Raw genomic sequence first — 18,715 nt, forward strand, 5'->3', positions numbered from 1 at the left:
GTTGATGTAACTGATGTCTGATCACGTACTTGATTAAGATAAAGTAAATTACAGGTATTCATTCAACATTCTATAAGAAGATTTTAAGATTGCTGAAGCAATTCAGGAACACGGGACTGTATAAAGTATCATTAGATGACTTTAAAGAGTTGTTAGACATTCCTAGTAGCTATCAGATGAGTGATATTGATAAACGTGTATTAAAACCAATTCAGCGTGATCTTGCTGATAGCTTTCAGAATTTAGAAGTTAAGAAGATTAAAAAGGGGCGTAAAGTTGTAGCTTTAGAATTTACTTTTGATAAAGAGAATTTAAAAAAGAAAAAGAATGAACAAAATGAGATTAAGATTGATGAAGAATTGAGAAAGCAATCTGAAGAGATGTTTAAAGAATTTATAAAATAAAACAATTCAGCACCCACTAAAATTGTGATTAGTGAGTGCTTTTTATATGCTTCAAACCCTTGATGTTACTAGGAGTTGACAAATAAACATACCTTTGGTAAAATTCTTATATATAAAGTATCCCATCACTCAAGTTTAACATATTATTATCTAGTGAGTCAATGGATAATTGAAAATAAATTAAAAATTTTTGAGAATGTAATTTCAATAGACACATAAAGAGCTTACACATTAGTGTTCAAATTTATGTACTTGTACCTGTATAGAATTTATAGAGAGAGGTTTAACAGTTTCCTTTCAGATTAACGTTCTGAGTGCAGTGTACACACTCAGAGCCTTTTTCTTTTAGCTAACTTTTAAACACTTATGTATAAATTTATGAGAAAGGATATGAGCAGAAATATGAATAAAAAAATAAGAAACAGACTGATTGCATACAGAAATGATAACTGTTTACCTCCAATTACTATACTTGCTGAAGAGATTGGGATCACAAGAAGTTATCTCACAATGTTTCTAAACGGTAAAACAACACTAGGATATAAGAAGTTACAGGCAATCGAGAAGTTTTTAATCAGACACAATGCGTGAAACATTTCGTGAAACAATTCAATTTTGGGACTTTTAAAAAAGTTGAGGGGACGTCGTTCTTTTGAACTCATTCAGTTTAAGCGTTCAATTTTGACGGGGGATTTTTAGACACGCTCAGATTTGAGCACATTAATTTTCAATCAGGATCAATAACTAAAACTAAATACAACTAAAATCATCATTTTTCCCTTGTTTTACAATGCTTTTGATTATGACACCCGTTTAACTAATAAAGTTACTCTATATATACTGTATTAGTTAATGAGGTGTCATAATTAAACCCCTTGCTAGATAAGGCTTTTTTCATGATTTTAGTTGTTAAATTTATCAAAAGGAGAAACATAATGACAATTGAATATGAAATTAAGAATCAAACTAAGAAAGAAAAGAAATCAATCGAATATGACACACTGTTATCACTTGAAAATTGCTCACTAGACACTTTAGAAATCTTACAACACTTCTATTACTCAGATGATATTGAACAATACAAACGCAATAAATCTCTGAGAGCTAGTAAAGCTGAAGACTTAGAGAAAGAATTGAAACGTTTCTATGAACATATCACTCATGAAAAAATAGGACGTAAAAAGTATTTCAAACTCAATGGACTGTACGATATAGAACTATTGCCACTTCAAAAGGAAACGAAAGCAGGTAAGAATAAACTCAGAGCAACACTTGAAGCAATCATCTTATATGTACTTAAAAATAAAGTAATCACTGATACAGATATGACTACAAACAAATGGCTCATCAAATTAGGCTTAGTTTCTGAAAAAACGATACGAGGTTACACACGATTTAATAGTAATATAACTTACGATAAATTTATCAATACACACTTTACTGAAACATTCAATGATCCAAAGATTACTTATTTTGATTTTAAAGTAAATCAAAAGTATACAAGAGAACTATCAACGAAAGAGAAGTTTAATTTACTTAAAGTGTATTATAGTCATGTTGATACAATCAGAAACACTTTTAACAATGCTTTGATGAATTTAGAGAAACATAATCTAATCATTCATAACCCTGAAATTTATTACGGTAAAACTGAGAATGACTTAATGAGATTGGAATTAGAAGAGATAAAGAAGTTTATTGAGATACAAAATGAACTCAAAGAGAAATTAGGTTTAGAGAAGAATCGAAAGTATTATATGAACGCTAAGTTTAAAACAGCATTAAAAATACGATTAGAGCAAGGACTAGAAGTAAAATTATACAACGGTAAGACGATTAGTAACGTATACACTTCAGTATTTAAGCAGAAAGCAATCATTAATAAGTTTAGTAAAAAACAACTCAACAAATACTTTGAAAAGAACGCAGACGTAAAGAAGATGTATGACTTACTTACACATGAGCTTATGCAAAATTACAAAGGTGCTATAGTTGATAAATTAAATCAGCTCTATGAGAGAGAGAAGCAAAGCAAAGTTAAATACTTTGAGGACGAGAAAAAGAATAAGCTGAATGAACTTGAATTGATGATAAAAAACAAAAAAGCTCTAGGAAAAACAGAGAAACTTAAAGATAAGATCATCAATGAATATAAGAATTTAATACAGTTGCAAGAAATTTACGGAAATTTATTAAACTGTAAAGCTGAAGAGATTACTCAGAGTTACAATAATTATTTAAAAAAAGCAAATTAATTTGAAAGGAAACTATTAAACTATGAATAACTTACAAGAAAAACTAAATACACTTATTGCAGAAGATAAAGCAAGATTAATCAGAATTAAGAAAGAGAATGAATACTATATTACTACTGAAGCTGAGTTGTATGTATTAAATACAAAAGATAACTCTGTAACGACTAAGAAACCATATAAAAGAAACGCTAAAGGTTACTTAGCTTATTCAATTCATAAATTAGAGTATGTGCACAGATTAGTTGCTGAAGCATTTTTAGAAGACTTCTCAGAGCATTTACAAGTTAATCACATAAATAAAAATATTAGCGATAACAGACTGAGCAATTTAGAAATGTGTAATAATAACGACAACAAACAACACGCTATTATCTCTGATCGTATAAATTGGATTGTATCAATAGCAGAAATCAGAGCTATGCAAGAGATTAAGCAATCAGACAATGTTAATGTTATCGTTGAAGCATTAGACTTTCATAAATCAATTACACACTTTTTACATGATACTGAAGAAATCGCATAAACTAAGAGAGTATTACTGTTGATTCAGTAGTACTCTCTTTTTTTGTTTATATTCAATTCACTCAGAGCGATTTTAAGAGCATTTTAAATGTTTAAGCGTACATTTATACACTAAGTGTGCTTAAAATCGACTTCAGCAAACGTTAGTTCAGATTTTTCATATCGATTTGAAGCAATTACAATAGAATTGTAGTCAATTTCATACATAAGGAGTTGCTTCAATGTGATACCATCAAACATATTTATTACAAAAATGTTGTTTGATATTCTTTACTACAATATGCCTATGAGCAATGATTTTGATCGTACTAGCGTTATCTTAACTAATTTACACTTAAATGAATTTATAGAAGTTGTACCTGCTAACAAAGAGCGTACAAAAGCAAAGTACAGACTAACAGAAAAAGGCTATGCTTTGCTAATGTACTCATTTAAGTTTAATTAATCGTATAGACCGCTCATTGCAGTAGTAATTGATTGATTTAGCACATCTTGATTAATTCCAATGTAACGCAACGTTACACTTTGTGAAGAATGATTAAATAGATCCATTAATAAAGCAACGTCATTTGTTCGCTTGTAATAGTGATAGCCGAAAGTTTTTCTCATTGAGTGTGTGCCAATGTCAGATATTCCGATACTTTCAGCAGACTTATTTAATATTCTGTATGCTTGTACTCTAGAAATTGCTTTCTGTTGTCCGTCTTGATTTAGCTTGTTAGATTTAAACAGATAATCATCATCATTTAAAAACTTAATGTAATCATCAATATCATTTTTAATGTGAAGTAATGTTATTGTTTTGTTCTTTTTAGTTTTGCTTTCTTTCAGCTTCAGTTGATAGTCTTTAATATCTTTCTTTTTTAACGTTAGCATGTCACCAACTCTTAAACCGCAATTGATACCTAACACAAACAAAAACACATCTCGATTGCTACCGTAATAAGCAAGGCTCTTTTTTAATTCTTTTATATCTTCAATATTCCTAATCGGTTCAACTGTTTTCATCTTCATCAACCTTTCAATATGTATCTTTTAATGTAATAACTTATATCATTATGTTACATTATTTAATTGATTTTTGTCAAGTGTTGATTTAATAGTATTTATCATGTAACATAATTACAATTGTGTTACTTAAAATTATATCAATTAGTTTTATTTACAAACATAATATAGTTAATTTGAGTTAATTATTTTCGTTTTTCAAATGCGTCACACCAACAATTAAACAAAATCATTATTTTATCTATGAGAAAAATTTTTACTATGCAATATATTTTCCCTAATATTTGTTTTAAAATACACCTATTAATCATTATACTTAGATTGTATAATGTCATTTGATATTGAAAAATATCAACTATAAAACAGGAATAGTGAATATATCTATATGAAGTATAAATTTCTATCCATCATTCTATTTTTAATATTCATAAGTATAGTTTTTAATTTCTATAACAAAACTAATAACTGGGCTTGGGATTTATTAAATATCAATCAAAACAACCCCAAAAACTTAGAGACTAAAGTGGCACGTATGATGCAAATTTAAAAAGAATTGGAGATTAATAAGTGATTATAAAACTTAATAATATTAATATAGATTTTGATTTAGAAAATGAAATACCTTATTTTCAAGTGTCAGATGAAAATAAGGTACGGTTTGATATAGATAGTCTTAACAAGAAAGATATTACCTCTTTGATTAATAACATATTTAAAGAAAGTACAACAAATTGTTCATTCCTTTCTGAATTTATAAAGCCTGTAAAATTTAAAGAAAAAACGAATATTGGTCGATACATTTCGATTAATAACTGGCATGAAACCATTCATTCAGAGAATGATACATATGTTATTTCAACTATAAAAAATATCACACAAAAAGATATTAATTCATATGTTCTTTATATAAAAAGAGGTCTTGTAGAGCCATTCATTGTATTCTACAACGATGAAAATATGCTTTACATTAGTAATTCTGTTATAGATATTATTAGTGACTCAATTGAGTTCATTTCATCAGTAAAAGACACGTTCGCAAATCATATTTGTGTAGAAGATTAAATTTAAACAAGACCCAAGCATAGTCATTTCTATGCTTGGGTCTTGTTACATTCTGACCGCTTCTCTATCCTTTTTTGTATCGCTTAATTCATGATGAGTCAATCGATCAACTACAAACTCACTATCATCATTAATCAATTGCATGAGTCTTTTTGCTGTACCACTCGGAATATTTACTCCTCGTTCCCACGCATCTACTGTCTTTTTAGATACTCCTAACAATATGCTTAATTCTTTACGACTCATACCTAATCGTTCCCTGATGGTTTTAATATCTTGTACGTTATATTCAGATAAATAAAAAAAGCCAATCAAATTAATGATTAGCTTTATAAACATTATATTCTTTTAATATGTAAAGAAAAATTAAGAAAAATAATCCAAATGGAATAAAACGAACAACGATACATTTAAATTTTTTTGTGTGAACAGTGTAGTTTATACATTATTTTCTCCATCTAATTTAGTAATCAGCTTTAGAAATATTGAAATAGATGGCGAACAATATAGTAGAAGAAATGAATGGTTTTTTATCAAAAATGGAGATATAAGAAATATTGCTAATGCAGTGGGTGATAGAGAAATTTATATGGATACAAAAGGTTACGGAGATGAAAGTTTTGTTTATAACTATTTATCAGCAAACAAAAAGTATTTAAATGATACGTCAAGAAAATTAATTGTTAAAGCAGTAGATATTATTAAAGAGACGTTTCCATATAGAAAAATGATTCATGAGCAAAACCCAGAATATCATCTTAACACTTGGGACGCAAGTTGGTATCAAATCAAAAAACTTTCTGAATATACTTGCGAGGACAAATTTAGAGATCATAATATTTTGTGGAAACAACTTACTAATGAACTTTTAGAAATGAGCGAAGAATTAAATTTTATTAAGCATAGTGAATAATATTAAATTTCTTTGATTTGTTAAATACTTTATAAATAATATGCTCTAAAAACATTATATGATTAACGTAAACTAGTAGCTCTTATTATGGTAGAATTAACTTATTTTATTTATAATATACAGAATTAAAATATTAATTTTTTTGACAGTAACCATTACTATAAGCTATAATCTAATTAATTAAATAGTAAAGATTGTAGTTATATCAATACTTCAAAGAATATTATTGTAAATGTTGGAACGATTGAAAACTTCAACGATGTTAAAGAAGGCGACATATTTGAAGCTTTCGTAATGGAAGAAATTAAGAGAGTTTAATTCAATATTTTAACATTAGAATTTTATATTTAAACACTTCACTATTATCGGTGAAGTGTTTTTTATTATTATTTAGTACTTTTTTTTATTTCGTGATATGATATTAAAATTAACCTGATTATCATTTGTAAATTTAAGATTTCAATCTCCTTTAATTGACTTAAACCTACTCTAATTCGTATAATAAAGGTCAATCGATAAATTGAGGTGAATAAAATGAGTTTAAGAAGTGAACGTGTTGGTGAACAGCTGAAGAAAGAGATAAGTGAGATCATTAACCAGAAATTAAAAAATCCTAATGTTGGTTTTGTTACAGTAACAGAAGTTGAAATTACAGGTGATTTAAGTTTAGCGACTGTATACGTTACGGTTTTAGGTGAAGAGAAAGAACGTACAAAGACTTTAGAAGGTTTAGAGAAGTCTAAAGGATTCATCAAATCAGAAATTGCACATCGCATGGATTTACGTATCGTTCCGGATTTAAAATTTAAATACGATGAGTCAATTGATTATGGTAATAAAATTGAACGTATGATTGCCGAATTGAATAACAAAAAATAATTGGCTTAGAGTAATTAATCTTTAATTACTCTAAGCTATTTTTTTTGGTAAAAAACTATGAATTGTTTGAAATTTCCAAAAGGCGACATTTTAAACGACAAATGTCTATTTTTATATTTCATCAATTCATTTATAGTTAATTTATATATGTAAGATACGAATACTTTTGATCTGATTAATAATTATGCAAATTAACTTAATATTATATATTGAGTTGGTTAAATTTCATCGTTGATAAGACTATTGAGATTAATATCGTATTGCAAGATTATTATGTAAATTGAAGTGTTTGTATCTTATTTTTATTCATTAACCTGGAGTGATTATATGGAAACGTTTGTGAAAATAATTGGGAATTTTGTTTTATTTTATCCCATTGTTATGTCATTGTTCTGGATTGTAGGAACAATACTATATTTTTTTATTATTGAAATAAGGTTGAAAAAGAAAGTAAATAAAGAAAATTTACCTGGTATAACTTTTATTATTCCATGTTATAACGAAGAAGAAACAGTTGAAGATACGATACGTAGTGTTCTAAAAATGTCTTACCCTAATAAAGAAATTATTGCCGTTAATGATGGTAGTAGTGATAATACTGCTAAAGTATTATCACAGTTAGAAGAAAAATTAGATTTTAAGTTTTTAAATATTGTAAATAATAAAGGAAAAGCTCATGCATTAAATAGAGCAGCTGAAATTTCTACTAATGAATATATTATTTGTATCGACGCCGATACGATAATTGAAGATATAGCACCGTATTATATGATGGAAAGATTTAATAATAATCCAACATTAGCTGCTGTTACTGGAAATCCAAGAATTAGAAACAAATCAACTTTATTAGGAAAAATTCAAACAATTGAATATGCAAGTATGATTGGCAGTATTAAACGTGCACAGACTATGAATGGATATATTAACACGATATCTGGAGTATTTACTTTGTTTAAACGTGAAGCACTTGAAAAAGTTGGTTATTGGGATATGGATATGATTACTGAAGATATCGCAGTTAGTTGGAAATTCCATTTAAATGGTTATCACATTGAATATGAACCGAGAGCGCTTTGCTGGATGCTCGTACCAGAGACTCTTTCAGGGTTATTCAAACAGCGTATAAGATGGGCGCAAGGTGGACATGAAGTTTTATTAAGAGATTGGAAAGAAATGAGACATCAAAAAAACTTTTCTTTATGGTTTTTATTTGTAGAACAAGTTCTATCTATTATTTGGGTTTATGGTGTTGTAGTTTTATTGATACTTTCTATACTTAAGAATAATTATCTAGATTTTTATTACTACGATTATGATTTTAGTTTATTACTATATTCAGCATTATTATTGACATTTGTTAATTTAATTCAATTTACATTATCGTTATTTATCGACAGCAAATATGAGAAGAAAAACATGTGGTATGTATTCTTTTTAGTCTGGTATCCAACGTTTTATTGGTTTTTAAATGCATCTACTGCAATAATTGCATTTCCAAAAGCACTTAGAAGAAAGAAAGGGGAATTCGCTACATGGTCAAGTCCAGACAGAGGAAATATCCAACAGTAAAATCACATTTAAATATTTTTCGTGAATGTATAATTTATTTCTTTTCTTTAAGTTTATGGATGTATTGCATCGCAGTTGTTGCTATATTAGCGATTTTATTCAGCAGAATTAATAATTATGAATTTAAGTTGATTAGAAATGCATTAAATATAGAATTATACCAAGTATATGATACCGCAGTCATACTCGGTTATGTATCGATATTTATTACAATATATTTATTATTAAGCTATATCATTAATATGAAACTCAGAGAGAAGCGATCAAATGAAAAATAATTTAAGGATAATCGTTATTATCGTATTAATAGTGGCATCGATTTTTAGCGTTGATCAACAAACAAAGGCAAACACGGACAATGAACATAATAATAAACTCAATAAAACTAATGGCTGTATTGCATTAAATTATCATCGTATTAGAAAAGATACTTTATTAGATAAAATATTACTATTAATTACTAACAGTAAAGAAATGAGTTTATATAGTATTACAGATACGGAATTTGAAGAACAACTTAAATGGTTGAAAAATCATAATGCAACTTTTGTTTCCATTGATGAACTCATAAAATATAAAAAAAATAATAAATTTCCAAAAGGTTGTGTATTTTTAAATTTTGATGATATGGATATTTCAACATATGAGGTTGCACATGAAATTTTAAAAAAGCATAAATTAAAAGCAACTGGATTTATTATCAGTAGCGCTATTGGACAGGATGATTTCAATAATTTACAAATTACGACACAGAATCAATTAGATGAAATGTATGATAGCGGAGTATGGACTTATGGTTCTCACACACACAATTTGCATGATTTAAAAGGAGATGTATCAGTACTTGTTGATGAATCTGATAAAGTTGCTGATGATGCAAAAAAATCAAAGCGTTATTTGCAAACGAACTTTTCAGAAACTGATGCTATCAGTTATGCATATCCTTATGGTCAGTACAATGATGAAACTATTAAATCAATTAAGAAATCTGGGTTTAAATATGCATTCACATTAAAAGAAGATATTATCACTAAAAAAAGTAATGATTATGAATTACCTAGAATTCTTGTAAATCATGATTCATTTGTACATGTTGTGACAAAGTGGAAAGGTTTTGAACAAGATGAATAAAAAAGTTGAATTAAATTATTTGAGAAGTTTGTTATGTGTATTTGTAGTAGTTACGCATTTGTTTACTCAGTATACAATTAATACTAGTCCAGATGATAAACAAATTGAAACGCTTTATTGGGTTCGTATGCTTTTCATTATTGGTACACCTGGCTTTATCATGTTAAGCCAAGTATTAATTACGATGAATTATAAAATTAAACTTCCACCAAACTTTCTTTTGCAACGTATAAAATATATTTTAATTCCTTACCTTGTTATTGGTACTTTTTACTCTTTTAGTGAGTACATGTATTTGCGTCGTCCGTTTAATTTAATATTTTATGATGCAGTAATAAAGGGGAACTGGTACGGCTACTTTATATTAGTTATCTTTCAGTTTTATTTACTTACAAAAGTAATATATTTTATTAATCAAAAATTTAACATTAATATTTTTAAGTCAAAAATAATAATCACGATTTCTGTTATTATTAATATGGTTTATTTATACAATTTTGAAAATAATACGCAATTTTTAAATTTAGTAGAGAATCACTACTATTTATCTCCTAATACTTTTATCTTTGGATGGATTGGTTATTATTTTGTAGGATCATTTATTGGACTGTATTATGAAGAAATTCTAAATTTTTTATCAGAATATATAAGCATCATGATTTTTTCAATAATTATTTCGTTTGTATTTTTTATATTTTCACAAAAACATGATTTTTGGACTGTGACAAGCTTTAATTGGTCAATATTTCCGTATTGTATTGTTATGTTTTTAGCAATTCTAGTATTTGCTAAAACTATTATTCCATTTATGTTTAAATTTTTTACTATTGTTAGTGCATATTCATTTTTTATTTATTTAATTCATCCGATGCTTATCGACACAATATATATTTATACGAGTCGATTCGAAGGATATACAATACTCTTTATAATCATAAGCGTATTGATTACATTAGGATGTTGTATTGGAATTGGTTTACTTTTCAAAGAGATGAGTTTTTCAAAATTTATTGTCGGAAAAGGTCCATTTCAAATAGAAGAAGGTAATATTAAAGTTGAAACTTAACATCAATAGACCAAACACACTTTTTCATGTAAACTATTCTAGAGTTTACTGAAGGAGTGTTTTTTTATGGATGGCATTATCGGTATTAACAAAGCACGCGGTATGACAAGTCATGATGTAGTGTTTAAACTGCGTAAAATTTTAAAAACGAAGAAAGTTGGTCACACTGGCACGCTGGATCCTGAAGTGGATGGTGTATTGCCGATTTGTGTCGGTAAAGCAACGCGTATTAGTGACTATGTAATGCAAAGTGGTAAACGTTATGTTGCAGAAGTAACGCTTGGCATAAAAACGTCTACAGAAGATGCACACGGTGATGTAATTGAGCAGATTAATATTAATCATGGTGGTTTTTCTGAGCAGCAGGTGGATGATGTACTATGTGATTTAACAGGTAGTATAAAACAAATTCCTCCGATGTATTCAGCTGTTAAAGTAAAAGGACGAAAGTTGTATGAATATGCACGTGAAGGTATTGAAGTTGAGCGACCTGAACGTATTGTTGAAATTTATGATTTAAAGCGAACAAGTGCAGTACGTTATATCGATAATAAATGTGTATTCAATATTGAAGTGGCATGTGGTAAAGGAACTTACATCAGAACACTTGCGACACAAATTGCGGATAAGCTCGGTACAATTGGGCATATGTCAGATTTGACACGTACAGAAAGTGGTGGTTTTAAGCTTGATGAATGCATCACGCTGGATGCGTTACGTGAAGTACCGTTTGAAGAAATAGATTCGTATTTTAAACCGATTGAAGCAGGTCTTGAACATATGCCACATGTTGCGGTCGATGAACCGACTTCTGTAAAAATTTTATTTGGTCAGAAACTGCGTCAGATGAGCCCGCCAATTGAAGATGAGACGGTGATGACGTACAATGATAAAGTAATCGCAATCTTTATACCTGATGAAAAACATCCGGGTTTAATAAAAGCGAAAAAAGTATTTAATTAGGGGATTATTATGAAAACAATAGAAATGATACATCCGATAGAACTATGTTACGAACATGAACCTTGTGCACTTGCAATTGGTTTTTTTGATGGTATTCATACAGGTCACCAGAAAGTAATTGAAACAATGTCTCATATTGCAGCTGAAAGAGGTTTGAAAAAAGCTGTGATGACATTTGATCCGCATCCATCCGTTGTATTAAACCCAGAGAAACAGCGAACGGATTATTTAACACCGATGCACGAGAAAAAGCGAATTTTAGAAAATTTGGGCATCGATTACTTATTCATTGTTCCTTTTACATCGTCTCTTGCTCAAATGGAAGAGCGCGACTTTATTGCAAATTACTTTACTAAAAACAAAGTGAAAGAAGTCGTTGCCGGATTTGATTTTACTTATGGTAAATATGGAAAAGGTAATATGCTCAAACTTGAAGCGGATAAAGATGGCTTTGAAGTAACGATGGTTGAACGCCATGCTTTAAATGATGAAAAGGTATCGACAACTTTAATTCGTAAAGATTTAAAAGAAGGCAATATAAAACCTGCGAATAAACAACTGGGACGACCGTATAAAATTACAGGACTCGTTGTTCAAGGTGAAAAGCGTGGCCGTACGATTGGATTTCCAACGGCAAATGTTGAGCCGAATGAAAACTTTGTTTTACCGCGACTAGGCGTTTATGCTGTCACGATTAAAATTGAGCAGACAGGTAAAGTTTATAAAGGGGTATGTAATGTAGGTGTAAAACCGACATTCCATGATCCTGAGAAGCAGCAAGTTTCTATAGAGGTCAATATCTTTAATTTTTCTGATTCGATATACGGTGAGCGCGTAGAAGTTGAATGGCATGATTTCCTACGCCCTGAGCAAAAGTTTGATGGTATTGATAGTTTAATTGCTCAAATCAATAAAGACAAAGAAAAAGCGATTGAAATTTTAAATACATTACACATTGATTAATGATTGATTATTTTCGTAATCATGGTATAATAACGAAGTACCTTTCCTTGGCTTATAGATCACTCCGACTTTATGCTCAGGTTATGGTGTAAATTAAATTTATAGGAGGCTATTAACAATGGCAATTTCACAAGAACGTAAAAACGAAATCATTGCACAATACCGTGTACATGAAACAGACACAGGATCACCAGAAGTACAAATCGCAGTTTTAACAGCAGAAATCAATGCGTTAAACGAGCATTTACGTACGCACAAGAAAGATCACCATTCACGTCGTGGTTTATTAAAAATGGTAGGTCGTCGTAAAAACTTATTAACTTACTTACGTGAGAACGATGTTCAACGTTACCGTGAATTAATCAAATCATTAGGATTACGTCGTTAATTCTATTTTTAATCGAAAGAAACATCCGTTTCTTTCGATTTTTTTATGCATTTTATGACATAATATGAAATGTCATGTTATGATTAAGGATATATGTGAGAGAGGAGATACAACATGTCTCAAGAAAAGAAAGTATTTAAAACTGAATGGGCGGGTCGTCCATTAATTATTGAAACGGGCCAGCTTGCAAAACAGGCAAACGGTGCCGTTCTCGTTCGCTACGGTGATACAGTTGTATTATCAACAGCTACAGCAAGTAAAGAACCGAGAGACGTAGATTTCTTCCCGTTAATGGTCAATTACGAAGAGAAATTATACGCAGCTGGAAAGATTCCTGGTGGATTTAATAAACGTGAAGGACGTCCCGGTGAGGATGCAACGTTAACATCTCGTTTAATCGACCGTCCGATTCGTCCTTTATTCCCGAAAGGATATCGTCATGATGTACAAGTGATTTCAATTGTAATGAGTGTTGATCCTGATAACTCTCCTGAAATGGCTGCAATGATTGGTTCATCAATGGCTTTATCAGTATCTGATATTCCATTTGAAGGTCCGATTGCTGGGGTAAATGTAGGGTTAGTAGATGACAAGTTTATTATTAATCCAAACGTTGCTGAACGTGAAGTTTCAACGCTTGATCTGCAAGTTGCAGGTCACTTTGATGCTGTCAACATGGTTGAAGCAGGAGCAAAAGAAGTTCCGGAAGACAAAATGTTAGAAGCAATCATGTTTGGACATGCCGAAATTAAGAAACTTGTTGAATTCCAGAAATCAATTATTGATGAAATTCAACCTGTAAAATCTGAGTTCGTTCCAGTTGAAACTGATGCTGAACTTGAAGCAAAAGTAGAACAACTCGCAGAAGAACTTGAATTATCAAAAGCAATTCAGACACAGGAGAAGGTAGCACGCGAAGAAAATATTACAGCGATTAAATTACAAGTCATCGAAGCATTTGAAGGTGAGGATGAAATGGTAATTACTGCTGTTAATAAAAAGTTCGATGCATTAATTAAAGAGGAAGTGCGCCGCCTTATTACTGAGGAAAAAGTACGCCCTGATGGTCGTCGTCCGGATGAAATTCGTCCGCTAGATTCTGAAGTTGGTATTTTACCTCGTGCGCATGGCTCAGGGCTATTTACACGTGGACAAACGCAGGCGTTATCAGTTGCAACACTTGGTGCGCTAGGTGAACATCAAATTATTGATGGCTTAGGTGTAGAAGAAGAGAAACGCTATATGCACCATTATAACTTCCCAAACTTCTCTGTAGGTGAAACAGGTCCGATTCGTGCGCCTGGTCGTCGTGAAATCGGTCACGGTGCTTTAGGAGAGCGTGCACTGTTACAAGTAATTCCGGATGAGAAAGAATTCCCTTATACAATTCGAGTTGTATCAGAAGTTTTAGAATCAAACGGTTCAAGTTCACAAGCTTCAATTTGTGGTTCTACGTTAGCGTTAATGGACGCAGGAGTTCCAATCAAAGCACCTGTTGCAGGGATTGCAATGGGATTAGTTACGAAAGATGACAATTATACGATTCTTTCTGACATTCAAGGTATGGAAGATGCATTAGGTGATATGGACTTTAAAGTTGCAGGTACGAAAGAAGGTATTACTGCGATTCAGATGGATATTAAAATTGATGGATTATCTGAAGACATATTACGCGAAGCATTAGAACAGGCACGTATTGGCCGTCTGCATATAATGGATCATATGTTAAGTACAATTAGTGAGCCAAGAAAAGAATTAAGTCAGTATGCACCTAAAATTGAAATCATTCATATTAATCCAGATAAGATTCGTGATGTTATCGGACCAGGTGGTAAGAAAATCAACGAAATTATTGATGCAACTGGCGTAAAACTTGATATTGAACAAGATGGTACAGTATTTATCGGTTCAAGTGATGCTCAGATGATTCAGGAAGCGAAAAAGTTAATCGAAAACATTGTGCGTGAAGCTGAAGTAGGTCAGATTTATATGGCAACAGTTAAACGTATTGAGAAATTTGGTGCATTCGTAGAAATCTTCCCAGGAAAAGATGCGCTTGTGCATATATCTCATATAGCACTAGAACGCATTAACAAAGTAGAAGATGTCGTAAAACTTGGTGATCAGTTCTTAGTTAAAGTAACGGAAATTGATAAACAAGGACGTGTTAACGCATCACGTAAAGTGCTGTTAGAAGAAGAAAAGAAAGCATCTGAAGAGAAATAATCTTAAAGGTGAGACGGCTGTCTCACCTTTTTATAATGGTAATGTGAGGTGAAATATTGAAACATTTACAATTAAATAATGGCATGCAGTTTGCATGGCATCATACGAATTTAGAAGTCGTTCATATTGGATTATATATTAAAGCAGGCACGATAGATGAATATCATTATCCACCAGGTATCGCACATTTCATCGAGCATATGGTTTTTAAAGGTACAAATAAGTTCCAGTTCCAGGAGCTATCGGAAAAAATCGATGCACTTGGTGGAGAGGTGAATGCGTATACGACAAAAACGTATACTTGCTATACGATTAAAACATTGAAGCGTTTTGAAGCAGAAGCGATTGAACTATTAGAAGAAATGGTTTTTCATGCGACGTTTCCACCGGATGAAATAGAAAAAGAACGACAAGTCATTCTTGAAGAAATTAAGATGATTGAAGATGACGACGAGGAACGTGCTTTTGAACAATTCGAAAGTGAATTATTTAAAGGTACTGTATTTAGCACGCCAATTCTTGGAACAGTAGAAAGCGTTAATGCAATCACTAGAAATATGCTACAAAGTTTTTATTATCAATTTTATCAAACGAATAATATGATTTTGTCTTATGTAGGTACGAATGAACAGCAGATTAAAAAGATATTCCAGCAAATAGATTGTTCGCATAGTGTAACGTATCATGATAAAGAATTTAAAGTAAATCATGTAAACATTGAACACCATAAGGAAAGTATGGAACAGGCACATGTAATTCTTGCACATGAAGGCATCGGTTATCTCGATGAGCAGTCTGCGGTATATGAAATCATCAATAACTTTTATGGTGGCAGCATGACAAGCTTTTTATTCCGCAAGCTTAGAGAATCACTTGGATTATGTTATGCCTTATATTCTTCAGTAGATGCGTATAAAGAAGGTGGCGTACTTTATACATATTTTGCAACAGATGCGAAAAATATAACGCTATGTTTAGAAGAAATTAACAAAATTCACAATGAACTTGCGCAAGGTATTAATATACAACTGCTGACGAAGACGCAACATTATTTAGTAACGAACTTATATATGAATTTAGATTATGATGGTTCGATAATGGAGCATATGGGTAAAAGCTTGATGCTATATAATAAAATTTACGAAATAGAGGCGCTTGAACAAAAAATTATGAATGTGACACTTGATGAAGTTAATAACGCATTGAAGTTATTTGAGAAAGCGTATGCAAGTTACCGAATTTACTAGGTTTTTATAGATAATAAATGCATTAAGGAGTATAATGAAATTGACTATATAAACAAGGAGATGTAACTATGGTATTTGATAAGATTCAAGTGAATGATTCAGTAATTGAAGCAGAAGGGCGTTTCAGAATTGAAGATGAAACTGTAAAAGTTTCTACAACTAGCGAAGATGTAGGTCTTGTCTTCAAACAAATTGAAACAACTAATGCCCCGGTCAAGCTTGTACTATTCAAAGGTGAAACTGATCGTTATGCATCTGCAGGTTTAACGTTAAAGCATTATACACTCGCTGGTGGAGAGTTCAAGATGGAATTAGAAAAATAATATGCATGCACAACCTACTGATGAAGGTTGTGCATTTTTTATTGTTAATTCCTCTCTGATTAGCTTATAATATAAAGAGTATATAATTGAACGGGTAAATATTAGGAGGAAATATTTTGAATTTAGTAAAAAAAGAAAATGAACATATAAAGATGACACCACTTGGCGGTGTAGGTGAAATTGCAAAAAACATGTATATCGTTGAAGTAGACGATGAAATGTTTATGTTAGATGCAGGGTTAATGTTCCCGGAAGATGAAATGTTAGGGATTGATGTTGTTATTCCGGATATTAATTACGTGTTAGAAAACAAAGAAAAACTTAAAGGTATCTTTTTATCGCATGGACATGTTGACGCTATCGGTGCACTAAAGTATATTATGAATCAGATCGATGCTCCGATTTATGGTTCTAGACTAACAATAGCGCTCGTTAAGGACCGTATGAAAGATGCAAAAATTAACAAAAAGATTAAATATTATACTGTAAATAATGATTCTGTTATGCGTTTTAAAAATGTAAACGTATCATTTTTCAGTACATCTCATAGTATACCTGATAGCTTAGGTATTGTAATTCATACATCACATGGCGCGATAGTTTATACTGGGGAATTTAAATTTGATCAAAGTTTATCTGGAAGTTATCGTCCAGATATAACGAAGATGGGTCAAATTGGTGATAATGGCGTATTAATGTTGATCAGTGATTCAACTGAAGCTGAAAAGCCTGGATATAATACACCTGAAAACGTGATTGAAAGCCATATTAATGATGAGTTTGCTAAAGCGAAGGGACGCATTATCGTATCATGTTATGCATCAAACTTTATTCGTATTCAGCAAGTTTTAAATAGTGCTGCAAGAAATAACCGTAAAGTATCATTTTTAGGTAAGTCATTAGAAAGCTCATTTAATATCGCGAGAAAGTTAGGTTATTTCGATATTAAGGAACAATTACTCATCCCGATTAAAGATGTAGAGAAATATCCGAAGAATGAAGTGGTTATAATAGCTACAGGTACGCAGGGAGAACCGATTGAAGCGTTAGCACAGATGGCTATGAATAAACATAATATTTTAAACATCGAAGAAGGTGACACAGTATTTATTACGACGACACCATCATCTAATATGGAAGTTATATTAGGGTCAACGATAAACCACTTAGTTAAAGCGGGTGCACACGTTGTACCAACAAATAAAAAGATTCATGCTTCTGGACATGGGTGTATGGAAGAGTTAAAGTTAATGCTTAATTTGATGAAACCGACTTATTTTGTACCAGTACAAGGTGAATTTAAAATGCAGATCGCACATGCGAAGTTAGCAGCAGAAGCGGGTGTGCTACCAGAACATATTTTCTTATTAGAAAAAGGAGACTGTTTAAACTTTGATGGTGAACACATGCTACCTAATGAAAAAGTAACTGCAGGGAACGTTTTAATTGATGGTATAGGTGTAGGGGATGTCGGTAATATTGTACTTCGAGACAGAAGATTGTTAAGTGAAGATGGTATATTCATTGCTGTAGTGACAATCGACCCTAAAAATCGTACGATTGTCGCGGGACCGCAAATTCAGTCAAGAGGATTTGTATATGTACGTGAGAGTGAAGCATTACTTAAGGAAGCTGAAGAGAAAGTACAGGCGATAGTTGAAGAAGGTTTAACTAAAAATAAAATTGAATGGGCAGAAATTAAACAGGAAATGCGTGACAAGTTAAGTAAGTTGCTATATGAACATACGAAGCGTCGTCCGATGATCATCCCTGTGATTTCAGAAATTTAATTCAAG

General features: G+C 31.1%; 22 protein-coding genes. 19 read left to right on the forward strand and 3 right to left on the reverse strand.

Going from position 1 to position 18,715, the window contains the following annotated elements; all coding sequences use genetic code 11:
• Positions 1 to 89 precede the first annotated feature (89 nt).
• The 4 genes from LAU42_RS04950 to LAU42_RS04965 all read left to right on the forward strand — a co-directional run bounded on the left by LAU42_RS04950 (position 90) and on the right by LAU42_RS04965 (position 3,182).
• Positions 90 to 404, forward strand: coding sequence for a replication initiation protein (locus LAU42_RS04950; protein WP_241426526.1), 315 nt, complete (start codon positions 90 to 92; stop codon positions 402 to 404).
• Between the two features lie 402 nt (positions 405 to 806).
• Positions 807 to 995, forward strand: a complete 189-nt coding sequence (locus LAU42_RS04955) for a helix-turn-helix domain-containing protein (protein ID WP_224184576.1) — start codon at positions 807 to 809, stop codon at positions 993 to 995.
• 344 nt (positions 996 to 1,339) lie between these two features.
• Entirely contained in the window at positions 1,340 to 2,659 is a 1,320-nt protein-coding gene (locus LAU42_RS04960) for a hypothetical protein (RefSeq protein ID WP_224184577.1), read from the forward strand.
• Between the two features lie 22 nt (positions 2,660 to 2,681).
• Positions 2,682 to 3,182 carry an HNH endonuclease gene (locus LAU42_RS04965; RefSeq protein ID WP_224184578.1) on the forward strand — a complete coding sequence of 167 codons (501 nt, stop codon included), beginning with the start codon at positions 2,682 to 2,684 and terminating at the stop codon, positions 3,180 to 3,182.
• 110 nt (positions 3,183 to 3,292) lie between these two features.
• Here LAU42_RS04965 and LAU42_RS11850 read toward each other — a convergent pair whose 3' ends face one another.
• Complete coding sequence (locus tag LAU42_RS11850) at positions 3,293 to 3,421, reverse strand: hypothetical protein (protein WP_277602381.1); 129 nt, start codon at positions 3,419 to 3,421, stop codon at positions 3,293 to 3,295.
• Between the two features lie 46 nt (positions 3,422 to 3,467).
• On the opposite strand from LAU42_RS11850, the gene LAU42_RS04970 reads away from it, so the two are divergent.
• On the forward strand, positions 3,468 to 3,626 hold the full coding sequence (locus LAU42_RS04970; protein ID WP_224184579.1) for a hypothetical protein: 159 nt from the start codon (positions 3,468 to 3,470) through the stop codon (positions 3,624 to 3,626).
• On the opposite strand, the gene LAU42_RS04975 is transcribed toward LAU42_RS04970, so the two are convergent.
• Positions 3,623 to 4,189, reverse strand: coding sequence for a tyrosine-type recombinase/integrase (locus LAU42_RS04975; protein ID WP_224184741.1), 567 nt, complete (start codon positions 4,187 to 4,189; stop codon positions 3,623 to 3,625). The genes LAU42_RS04970 and LAU42_RS04975 overlap by 4 nt on opposite strands.
• 567 nt (positions 4,190 to 4,756) lie before the next feature.
• Between LAU42_RS04975 and LAU42_RS04980 the strand changes: the two genes are divergently transcribed.
• A complete protein-coding gene (locus LAU42_RS04980; RefSeq protein ID WP_224184580.1) occupies positions 4,757 to 5,251 on the forward strand; it encodes a phage tail protein in 495 nt (164 codons plus the stop codon).
• 45 nt (positions 5,252 to 5,296) lie between these two features.
• Here LAU42_RS04980 and LAU42_RS04985 read toward each other — a convergent pair whose 3' ends face one another.
• Complete coding sequence (locus tag LAU42_RS04985) at positions 5,297 to 5,590, reverse strand: helix-turn-helix domain-containing protein (RefSeq protein ID WP_224184581.1); 294 nt, start codon at positions 5,588 to 5,590, stop codon at positions 5,297 to 5,299.
• 85 nt (positions 5,591 to 5,675) lie between these two features.
• On the opposite strand from LAU42_RS04985, the gene LAU42_RS04990 reads away from it, so the two are divergent.
• From LAU42_RS04990 to rnjB, 13 genes are all read left to right on the forward strand, one after another.
• Positions 5,676 to 6,164 carry a hypothetical protein gene (locus tag LAU42_RS04990; RefSeq protein WP_224184582.1) on the forward strand — a complete coding sequence of 163 codons (489 nt, stop codon included), beginning with the start codon at positions 5,676 to 5,678 and terminating at the stop codon, positions 6,162 to 6,164.
• Between the two features lie 534 nt (positions 6,165 to 6,698).
• The gene (rbfA, locus tag LAU42_RS04995) at positions 6,699 to 7,043 is read left to right on the forward strand and encodes a 30S ribosome-binding factor RbfA (RefSeq protein ID WP_224184583.1); all 345 of its coding nucleotides are present in this window, start codon (positions 6,699 to 6,701) and stop codon (positions 7,041 to 7,043) included.
• 327 nt (positions 7,044 to 7,370) lie between these two features.
• Positions 7,371 to 8,612 (forward strand): poly-beta-1,6-N-acetyl-D-glucosamine synthase, encoded by a 1,242-nt coding sequence (gene pgaC, locus LAU42_RS05000; protein ID WP_224184584.1) that lies wholly within the window; start codon positions 7,371 to 7,373, stop codon positions 8,610 to 8,612.
• 59 nt (positions 8,613 to 8,671) lie between these two features.
• Positions 8,672 to 8,890 (forward strand): hypothetical protein, encoded by a 219-nt coding sequence (locus LAU42_RS05005; RefSeq protein ID WP_224184585.1) that lies wholly within the window; start codon positions 8,672 to 8,674, stop codon positions 8,888 to 8,890.
• A gap of 31 nt (positions 8,891 to 8,921) precedes the next feature.
• A complete protein-coding gene (gene icaB, locus LAU42_RS05010; RefSeq protein ID WP_224184586.1) occupies positions 8,922 to 9,743 on the forward strand; it encodes an intercellular adhesin biosynthesis polysaccharide N-deacetylase in 822 nt (273 codons plus the stop codon).
• Positions 9,736 to 10,809, forward strand: coding sequence for an acyltransferase family protein (locus LAU42_RS05015; protein ID WP_224184587.1), 1,074 nt, complete (start codon positions 9,736 to 9,738; stop codon positions 10,807 to 10,809). Before icaB ends, LAU42_RS05015 begins: the two co-directional genes overlap by 8 nt.
• 66 nt (positions 10,810 to 10,875) lie before the next feature.
• Positions 10,876 to 11,772, forward strand: a complete 897-nt coding sequence (gene truB, locus LAU42_RS05020) for a tRNA pseudouridine(55) synthase TruB (protein ID WP_224184588.1) — start codon at positions 10,876 to 10,878, stop codon at positions 11,770 to 11,772.
• A gap of 9 nt (positions 11,773 to 11,781) precedes the next feature.
• The gene (locus LAU42_RS05025) at positions 11,782 to 12,735 is read left to right on the forward strand and encodes a bifunctional riboflavin kinase/FAD synthetase (RefSeq protein ID WP_224184589.1); all 954 of its coding nucleotides are present in this window, start codon (positions 11,782 to 11,784) and stop codon (positions 12,733 to 12,735) included.
• A gap of 118 nt (positions 12,736 to 12,853) precedes the next feature.
• Positions 12,854 to 13,123 carry a 30S ribosomal protein S15 gene (gene rpsO / locus LAU42_RS05030; protein WP_015912457.1) on the forward strand — a complete coding sequence of 90 codons (270 nt, stop codon included), beginning with the start codon at positions 12,854 to 12,856 and terminating at the stop codon, positions 13,121 to 13,123.
• A 114-nt stretch (positions 13,124 to 13,237) separates the two neighbouring features.
• A complete protein-coding gene (gene pnp / locus LAU42_RS05035; protein WP_224184590.1) occupies positions 13,238 to 15,349 on the forward strand; it encodes a polyribonucleotide nucleotidyltransferase in 2,112 nt (703 codons plus the stop codon).
• Positions 15,350 to 15,405: 56 nt separating this feature from the next.
• The gene (locus LAU42_RS05040; protein WP_224184591.1) at positions 15,406 to 16,596 is read left to right on the forward strand and encodes a M16 family metallopeptidase; all 1,191 of its coding nucleotides are present in this window, start codon (positions 15,406 to 15,408) and stop codon (positions 16,594 to 16,596) included.
• A 68-nt stretch (positions 16,597 to 16,664) separates the two neighbouring features.
• Positions 16,665 to 16,919, forward strand: a complete 255-nt coding sequence (locus LAU42_RS05045; RefSeq protein WP_224184592.1) for a hypothetical protein — start codon at positions 16,665 to 16,667, stop codon at positions 16,917 to 16,919.
• A gap of 116 nt (positions 16,920 to 17,035) precedes the next feature.
• On the forward strand, positions 17,036 to 18,709 hold the full coding sequence (gene rnjB, locus LAU42_RS05050; RefSeq protein ID WP_224184593.1) for a ribonuclease J2: 1,674 nt from the start codon (positions 17,036 to 17,038) through the stop codon (positions 18,707 to 18,709).
• Positions 18,710 to 18,715 lie beyond the last annotated feature (6 nt).

It is taken from the genome of Macrococcus armenti (assembly GCF_020097135.1).
GTDB lineage: Bacteria > Bacillota > Bacilli > Staphylococcales > Staphylococcaceae > Macrococcoides > Macrococcoides armenti.

Bases quoted from the DNA above. Each gene is read 5' to 3' on its own strand.
- LAU42_RS04955 (WP_224184576.1), top strand. From the start codon at position 807: ATGAATAAAAAAATAAGAAACAGACTGATTGCATACAGAAATGATAAC.
- LAU42_RS04960 (WP_224184577.1), top strand. From the start codon at position 1,340: ATGACAATTGAATATGAAATTAAGAATCAAACTAAGAAAGAAAAGAAA.
- LAU42_RS04965 (WP_224184578.1), top strand. From the start codon at position 2,682: ATGAATAACTTACAAGAAAAACTAAATACACTTATTGCAGAAGATAAA.
- LAU42_RS11850 (WP_277602381.1), bottom strand. From the start codon at position 3,421: ATGTTTGATGGTATCACATTGAAGCAACTCCTTATGTATGAAATTGAC.
- LAU42_RS04970 (WP_224184579.1), top strand. From the start codon at position 3,468: ATGAGCAATGATTTTGATCGTACTAGCGTTATCTTAACTAATTTACAC.
- LAU42_RS04975 (WP_224184741.1), bottom strand. From the start codon at position 4,189: ATGAAAACAGTTGAACCGATTAGGAATATTGAAGATATAAAAGAATTA.
- LAU42_RS04985 (WP_224184581.1), bottom strand. From the start codon at position 5,590: ATGTTTATAAAGCTAATCATTAATTTGATTGGCTTTTTTTATTTATCT.
- rbfA (WP_224184583.1), top strand. From the start codon at position 6,699: ATGAGTTTAAGAAGTGAACGTGTTGGTGAACAGCTGAAGAAAGAGATA.
- pgaC (WP_224184584.1), top strand. From the start codon at position 7,371: ATGGAAACGTTTGTGAAAATAATTGGGAATTTTGTTTTATTTTATCCC.
- LAU42_RS05005 (WP_224184585.1), top strand. From the start codon at position 8,672: ATGTATTGCATCGCAGTTGTTGCTATATTAGCGATTTTATTCAGCAGA.
- LAU42_RS05015 (WP_224184587.1), top strand. From the start codon at position 9,736: ATGAATAAAAAAGTTGAATTAAATTATTTGAGAAGTTTGTTATGTGTA.
- truB (WP_224184588.1), top strand. From the start codon at position 10,876: ATGGATGGCATTATCGGTATTAACAAAGCACGCGGTATGACAAGTCAT.
- LAU42_RS05025 (WP_224184589.1), top strand. From the start codon at position 11,782: ATGAAAACAATAGAAATGATACATCCGATAGAACTATGTTACGAACAT.
- rpsO (WP_015912457.1), top strand. From the start codon at position 12,854: ATGGCAATTTCACAAGAACGTAAAAACGAAATCATTGCACAATACCGT.
- pnp (WP_224184590.1), top strand. From the start codon at position 13,238: ATGTCTCAAGAAAAGAAAGTATTTAAAACTGAATGGGCGGGTCGTCCA.
- LAU42_RS05045 (WP_224184592.1), top strand. From the start codon at position 16,665: ATGGTATTTGATAAGATTCAAGTGAATGATTCAGTAATTGAAGCAGAA.